Source organism: Deltaproteobacteria bacterium, assembly GCA_020845775.1.
GTDB lineage: Bacteria > Bdellovibrionota_C > UBA2361 > SZUA-149 > JADLFC01 > JADLFC01.
In genome coordinates this window covers 1-7,169 of sequence record JADLFC010000101.1, presented here as the reverse complement: position 1 = coordinate 7,169, position 7,169 = coordinate 1, and the positions used below count along the sequence as shown (strand labels likewise).

Below are 7,169 nucleotides of genomic sequence, written 5' to 3'. Positions count from 1 at the left end.
CGTTTCCAAAAAGTAAGTTAAATATTTTACTTTTTGGAAACGGTATTTGTTGTTTATTGGCAAGTGCTTACGCACTTGCTGTTTATACCATTTACAAAAATCCTTTTTGTAAATGGTATAACTTGCTTTTTGGAAACGGTTTAGGTGGAATAAGTTAATTTGGTCGGAGAAACGACAAACGGTCATTTGGTGGCTAATTACAGTACGATTATACTAAGGTTTCTTCTCGCGGTTTCTTTTATTTGCCTATCAGCTCCGGCTTGTGCCGAGCCACCCTCAAAAAATACCTTGGGGCAAGTAGACATTCGAGATAATCGCAATACTTCTATTGATCTAGAACTAGAGTTTAGCGACCAAAACGGCAATGTGCGAAAGCTTAGAGACTTTGTTCTTAGGAATAGGCCATTTATTATTTTGCCAGTGTACTTTCACTGTCCGCGACTTTGCAGTATTAGTAGCGACGCACTACTAAGAAGACTAAGTGAGAGCCAATTGGAGCTAGGGAGGGATTACAGTGTCTTATCTGTGAGCTTTGACCCAAAGGACAATCCCGCCTCGGCTAAACAAGCACAGCAGAAATATTTAAATAGTCTTGAGCACAAGAAAATGCGCACTCAAGCCTGGCACTTTTTAAGTGGCGCACAAGCGAACATTGATGAGTTAATGCGGCAAATCGGCTTTAATTATCTAGCCGACCCAGAGGGAAGTGAATTTTCTCATGCCTCTACTCTCGTGATTTTTACTCCCGACGGCGTGATTTCGCGCTATTTTTATGGGGTTAGCTATAGTGAGCGCGACTTGCGCCTGTCGTTAATAGAGGCAGGGCGAGGAGCAATTGGCAGTGCAACTGACAAGGTTCTTCTTTATTGCTTTCGCTTTGATACTCTAAGCGGTAAGTATAGCCTTATGGTGATTAAGCTAGTTAGAGTTATTAGCGGTATAATTTTCGGTATACTGGTAAGCGCATTGTTGTTCATGAGAGTTAGGGAAAGACGGAGAGACACTAGCCATGTTTGACTTCATGCCCGAAGCAGTTTCTACCTGGGCGAATAAAGTCGATTGGATAAATTCTCTAATAACTTACATCGCTACTTTTTGCACGGTAGCGATTACAGCAGTAATGCTTTTCTTTGCCGTTAGATTCCGGAGACGCTCGTCTCTCGTGGCAGAAGAAACTCCGCAGCTCACTCATAGCACTTTACTGGAAACCCTGTGGACTGCGATACCAACGGTCATAATTATTTTTGTCTTTTACTTTGGACTGGTAACTTATCAGGAGATGAGGAACCCGCCGCCAAATGCGCTTGAGATTAACGTCGATGCCTACAAATGGCGCTGGGAGTTTACATATCCCAACACAAAAAAATCGCACAATGAGTTAATTGTTCCAGTTAATAAACCAATTCGACTTATAATGACATCGCGCGATGTTTTGCACAGTTTTTTTGTTCCAGTCATGCGCGTTAAGGAAGACGTTCGCCCCGGAGCCTATTCGGTAGCATGGTTTGAAGCAACAAAAGTTGGAGAATATCGCATACTATGCGCGGAATATTGCGGCACTAATCATTCATATATGCAGGCCAAACTAAAAGTCGTAAGTGAAAACTCTTTTCAAGATTTCCTTGCCCGTAGCGAAGTCGGAGAAGTAGTAGCACTGCCACCCTCCGAACTCGGCAAGGAACTTTTTAACCAAAGGGCGTGTGCCCAGTGTCACAGCACTGATGGACGGACTATTATAGGGCCCTCAATGTTAGGTCTTTTTGGCAAGACAGAAACTTTAGATAGCGGGGAGCAAGTGGCAGTAGACGAGGAATACTTGCGCGAGTCAATACTAGAGCCAGGGAAAAGAATTGTAAAAGGTTACCTCAATGCCATGCCTAGCTACAGCGGACAGTTAAGCGAGGAAGAAATTAGGGGCCTCATTGCCTACATCAAGGAATTGCGAAATGACGGCCAAGAGGCTAACAAATAATATGAGGAAATTACTAAATGTCCGAAGCTGAGACAGCAAACGACAAGTTGAATTATTTAAATTGCGAAAAGGGTTTTTTATCCTGGCTTATGTCTATTGATCATAAGCGCATAGGTTTAATGTACATGGCTTCTATGTTCTTGTTCTTTGTCGTGGGCGGCATTTTTGCGTTAGCGGTACGGACAGAACTGTTTAGCCACGGAGAAACTATAGTTAATGCACAAGCCTATAACATACTATTTACGCTTCATGGCGTCATAATGATATTTCTCTTCATCGTTCCCGGCATTCCGGCCACATTGGGCAATTTTCTACTGCCGCTAATGATTGGCGCCAAAGATGTAGTTTTCCCAAAATTAAACCGCTTTTCCTATTGGCTCTATTTATTAGGCGCTATGGTTGCGTTTTTTGCACTTTTTATGAAGCTCGATACTGGCTGGACGTTTTATGCGCCCTATAGCTTGGAAAATTCTAGAGCTGTCATTACAGCTACAAGTGCCGCGTTTATTCTAGGGTTTTCGTCTATTCTCACGGGGCTAAACTTTCTCGTCACTATTCACAAAATGCGAGCGCCGGGGATGCAATGGGGAAGATTGCCTCTCTTTGTTTGGACGCTTTATGCAACGGCTATTCTCCAGGTCGCTGCGACTCCGATTATCGGCATCACCTTATTGCTTTTAATCTTAGAGAATGCGCTAAACATTGGCGTTTTTGACCCCAGCAAGGGTGGGGATCCATTGCTATTTGAACACCTTTTTTGGTTTTACTCTCATCCGGTTGTTTACATCATAATTCTTCCAGCTATGGGCATTGTTAGCGAAATTGTGCCAGTGTTTTCACGAAAACCCATATTTGGGTACAAGGCACTTGTTTATGCTAGCGTAGGGATTGCCGGCATAAGCCTTTTAGTATGGGGGCACCATCTTTTTGTCGCTGGCATGTCGAACTTTGCGCGCTATTTGTTCTCGTTTTTAACCTTCCTTGTTGCCATCCCAACTGCTGTGAAGGTTTTTAACTGGGTAGCAACGATGTATAAGGGCTCGATTTCTTGGGACTCACCAATGCTTTATGCAATGAGTTTTGTTTTTTTGTTTTTAATAGCGGGAACTACCGGCATACACTTGGCTACGCTTGCAACTAATGCGCATTATCACGACACTTACTTTGTAGTGGCGCATTTTCACTACACGCTTCAGGGTGGTGCGGTTGTAGGGCTTCTTGCCGGAATGCACTTTTGGTTCCCCAAAATGTTTGGCAGGATGTTTAACGAAAGTTTTGCTAAATTTTCGTGGCTCGTCCTGTTTATAGGATTTAATGGTACTTTTTTGCCTCAATTTGTTTTAGGGATGCAGGGTATGCCACGGCGGTATTTTGATTATCCCCCTGAGTTTGAAGGACTTCATCGGATATCGACGATATTTTCTTTTGTAAATGGTCTCGGTTACGCAATGGTGCTTGGCAATCTGCTGTATGCTGCTTTTAAGGGGAAATTTGCAACCAGCAATCCTTACCTTTCAAAGTCTCTCGAGTGGCAAACTGATTCACCGCCGATTAAAGATAACTTTGCAGAGATTCCCCGGGTTACTGATTGGACTTATTCTTATGGAGCGACCCAATAATGTCTTCCTCTGAGGCTTCGTTAGCACCTGGAGAGTACCACCACATAGAGCCAGAGCAAGCTTATCACGCTGCAAAATTTGGCATGTGGATTTTCTTAATTACCGAGATTCATTTGTTTGCCGTGTTGTTTTGCGTTTTTGCAGTCTATCGTTTCAAGTATTTAGCTGAGTTTGAAAGACATGCGCAAACACTTGACTGGAAGCTTGGCGGCTTAAATACAATAGTATTGCTCACGAGCTCGTATTTTATGGTGAGGGCTGTCGATTCAGCGCAAAGAGGTCTAAATGGCAACTGCAAGACTTGGCTAAATTTCACATTTCTTTGTGGCCTTATCTTTTTAGCCATCAAAGCTTTTGAGTATGACACTAAGTTTAGCCATTATCTTGGCCCATCGACAAACATATTTTACGGCTTGTATTTTACAATGACTGGCCTTCACGGCGTGCATGTCATTGCGGGCATGGCAGTTATATGGTGGTTAAGAAGTTTGGCAGCAAATAATCGCTTTTCTACAACGTATTACACGCCAGTTGAGGTTAGTGGATTGTATTGGCATTTGGTCGACATAATATGGATTTATCTTTTTCCTCTTCTTTATTTAATCGGAGGAATTAAGTGAATGACTAGGAGAGCAACCGAATGGTATCCCCTGGGCGATGGTTCTCTTTTAGCTGAAGAGGCTGACAAGAGTTTGGGCCACGTTGTAGGAAGATCGACCTATCTATGGGTCTTTGGCGCTTTAATCATTCTCACAGGCATTAGCGTTTTAGTTGCTAATGTCGATTTGGGAGTTTTTAATTTATTTTTTGCCATCTTCATTGCAAGCATTAAGGCAGTCCTGGTCGCTTTGTTTTTTATGCATGTAAAGTGGGAAGGCAAACTAATTTGGATAACAGTCTTCTACACAGTAATCGTCGTCGCCTTGCTAATAGGTGGCACGGTGGGAGATTTTTATCTAAAAGCCAAGGAAGACCCAATTAGAGCTAGCGACGGTGCCAATATTAGTCATCAACCCCTACCTACGGTACAACCCTTAACCCCGTAGGCGCATTAGGAGCTTTGGTGTCCAATGAACTGCGAATTACTAATGCTACGCCGACTACCTCGCTCCAGACTGTTGTTGCTGGGGCTGCGATATTACCCACACCGGTGCTTTGAATAGCGCCACTTAAAAGCAGTTTGCCATCTCTGGGATCATACCACTGATAAGCATAGCTCCCTGAAGGAAGGCTTATTTTTACAGGCGTTGTGGTTTTAGTACCCCAAAAATAAGCTAAGTATTCAGAACCTGGCTTGGCAATAAGCTGTTTATTTGTTCCCGAAGGTCCTTGAGTTATCAAAGAATCGTATTCATTGCCGTTTGCGTCGACAGGGGACATATTCCAGAATTTGAGTGACTCGACAATAGTGCGCAAGGTTTTTAGTCTTTTGGCACCTGCCACCCAATCAGGGTGTGTCAAAATTCTACTGCTATCATCTTCGTAGAGCGCAAAATAACCACCAGACAAAAACACACCCCAGGCCGCTAGAGTTTGCGGGTCGAGGTCAGCGCCATAGAAGTCTCCGGATTCGTTATTGCTTAAAACCTTATTTTTAGTCTGAGCATTATGGAAAAAATCGGAAAGTTCTTGCGGAGAAGGACGCCTGGAACGAGTCAGATGAAAATTCATTATGTCAATATATGCTTCATTCCAGAAATACTTTATGCCGCCGGTGCCGCTCCATCTATCGCTGTGGGCGGAAACTAGGCGTGGCGTTGATGAATTAACGTAATTAGCCCAGTGCTGCTGCCAGGGATAAACGCTATCAATGTTTGCACTGTTCGGAAATTCATTGTCTATCTCAAAATAAACGTTATTGAAACCGCCAAGTTCGGTTACTGTCTTGTTAATTAAAGCTTGTTGGTAATCTCTCAATGTTTTGCCAGTGTTCGATAGTGCCGGATAGTCAAGATTAAAGTACTGGGGAATGAAATGACCACTTGCGTTGGCGCTGAAAACTCCGTTGACGTTGAAGGCTTTGTTTTCAGCGCTGCGGAAAGCTGTGGAAGCCCAGTCCCCGGCATTATCCAGATTGTTGGCTGCAAATATCGTCACCTCCACTACTATGTTTCGATTTTTTGCAGCGGTTATAAACCCTCGCACTCTCTGCCAATAGGTCGCATTCCATTGATTTAAGTCATGCTTGCCGTTAGCATAGGCCCAAGGAGATAAAAAAGCTTCGCCTCCAAACCAGCAATAAATCCAGATGCGCGTCTTGTTAATCCCATACTGGACAAACTTATCAAGCACTGCATTGTAATCAATAGATGGATCAACGGCCAATTCCTGAGTATCAAAGCCAACAAGGTATTTATACTGGCCATCATAAGTAAACCATCGCCCAGAACGCTGTAGCCCTGTTCCGATTTGGGCCTCGGCCGCGGAAAAAAATAAGGCAATGAGAGCGAGCAACATCGCAAAAACAGTAGAAAAGTATTGCACTTTCTTCATGGCATCTATCCTTATTAATTGAGAACGAATTTCTAGCATTTATTGTCCTGAAGCTTGCAAATCGACCAGTGAAGGCCACTAGCAATGAATCGACCACTTTGAGCCACGTCCGGTAACTCAATATGAGGCATTGCGCGATAATGAAAGCATTCAATGTTATTGAATAGCAAAAAACATACCAATAAGATATCAGCTAAAAACCCTTGCAGGTAACTGAGTAGTACTAACAAAATGTTCCGAACACTGCGCACTTTTTTTATAGCGGCGTATTCCTTTGTGCGCGTTGCCGGAATGCATATACGTGAATTGAGGATGACGTGACTATTATGCTATTAGAATTAATCTAGTAACTTTTGGTCATTATTGGGCGTGTTTTCGGGCAAGCTAAACCGTTTCCAAAAAGTAAGTTAAATATTTTACTTTTTGGAAACGGTATTTGTTGTTTATTGGCAAGTGCTTACGCACTTGCTGTTTATACCATTTACAAAAATCCTTTTTGCAAATGGTATAAACAAACTAAAATGCCGAAGGCGAGATTTGAACTCGCACGTCCAAAAGGACACGGGTTTTTGAGACCCGCATGTCTACCGGTTCCATCACTTCGGCAAGGGCAAGTTGCTCTCTATACATCACGTCCAAAAATTACGCTAGTGTAAGGTGTCCTATATTTTTCGTGCTTAAATGGTTTTTATAAAGTCCATTACGCCTTGGTAGCATCAAAGATATATGCCACTTTCCTTAGTTCGACCTAAAAGGGATTTCGCTTTATGACGCAAGAAACTGAACACGAACAAATACTTACAGAGACAGAGGTCTCAATGTTGACCACTACCTTAGGCGATCTAATCTGTGCGATCTCCGACGCAGCCAAAGAAGCCATGGTTGGCGAGGAGGATTTGGCCAAAATTACGCAGATTATATTAACCCACATATTAAATCGAAAAGCTTAGACTCTGCGATCTATACCGTTTCCAAAAAGTAAGTTAAATATTTTACTTTTTGGAAACGGTATTTGTTGTTTGTTGGCAAGTGCTTACGCACTTGCTGTTTATACCATTTACAAAAATCCTTTTTGTAAATGGTAT

At 42.8% G+C, this 7,169-nt stretch carries 7 protein-coding genes and 1 tRNA gene; 6 read left to right on the top strand and 2 right to left on the bottom strand.

The genetic code is table 11. From position 1 onward, the window contains the following. Positions 1-189 precede the first annotated feature (189 nt). From IT291_06310 to IT291_06290, 5 genes are read left to right on the top strand one after another with little or no spacing between them, the layout of a single operon-like run. Positions 190-1,017 carry an SCO family protein gene (locus IT291_06310; GenBank protein MCC6220833.1) on the top strand — a complete coding sequence of 276 codons (828 nt, stop codon included), beginning with the start codon at positions 190-192 and terminating at the stop codon, positions 1,015-1,017. Next, entirely contained in the window at positions 1,010-1,972 is a 963-nt protein-coding gene (gene coxB / locus IT291_06305; GenBank protein ID MCC6220832.1) for a cytochrome c oxidase subunit II, read from the top strand. Before IT291_06310 ends, coxB begins: the two co-directional genes overlap by 8 nt. 17 nt (positions 1,973-1,989) lie before the next feature. After that, positions 1,990-3,591 carry a cbb3-type cytochrome c oxidase subunit I gene (locus tag IT291_06300; protein MCC6220831.1) on the top strand — a complete coding sequence of 534 codons (1,602 nt, stop codon included), beginning with the start codon at positions 1,990-1,992 and terminating at the stop codon, positions 3,589-3,591. Beyond that, positions 3,591-4,211: a cytochrome c oxidase subunit 3 family protein gene (locus tag IT291_06295; protein ID MCC6220830.1), complete on the top strand. Its 621-nt coding sequence runs from the start codon at positions 3,591-3,593 to the stop codon at positions 4,209-4,211. The genes IT291_06300 and IT291_06295 overlap by 1 nt, the downstream gene beginning before the upstream one ends. After that, positions 4,212-4,637, top strand: coding sequence for a cytochrome C oxidase subunit IV family protein (locus IT291_06290; GenBank protein MCC6220829.1), 426 nt, complete (start codon positions 4,212-4,214; stop codon positions 4,635-4,637). It abuts the gene before it with no gap. Here the strand turns inward: IT291_06290 and IT291_06285 are convergent. Both IT291_06285 and IT291_06280 read right to left on the bottom strand, forming a co-directional pair. Then, entirely contained in the window at positions 4,612-6,084 is a 1,473-nt protein-coding gene (locus IT291_06285; protein MCC6220828.1) for a hypothetical protein, read from the bottom strand. The two genes, IT291_06290 and IT291_06285, sit on opposite strands and share 26 nt — an antisense overlap. 522 nt (positions 6,085-6,606) lie before the next feature. Then, positions 6,607-6,690 (bottom strand) — tRNA-Leu (locus tag IT291_06280). A gap of 161 nt (positions 6,691-6,851) precedes the next feature. Here IT291_06280 and IT291_06275 point away from each other — a divergent pair. Next, positions 6,852-7,034 (top strand): hypothetical protein, encoded by a 183-nt coding sequence (locus IT291_06275; protein MCC6220827.1) that lies wholly within the window; start codon positions 6,852-6,854, stop codon positions 7,032-7,034. Positions 7,035-7,169 lie beyond the last annotated feature (135 nt).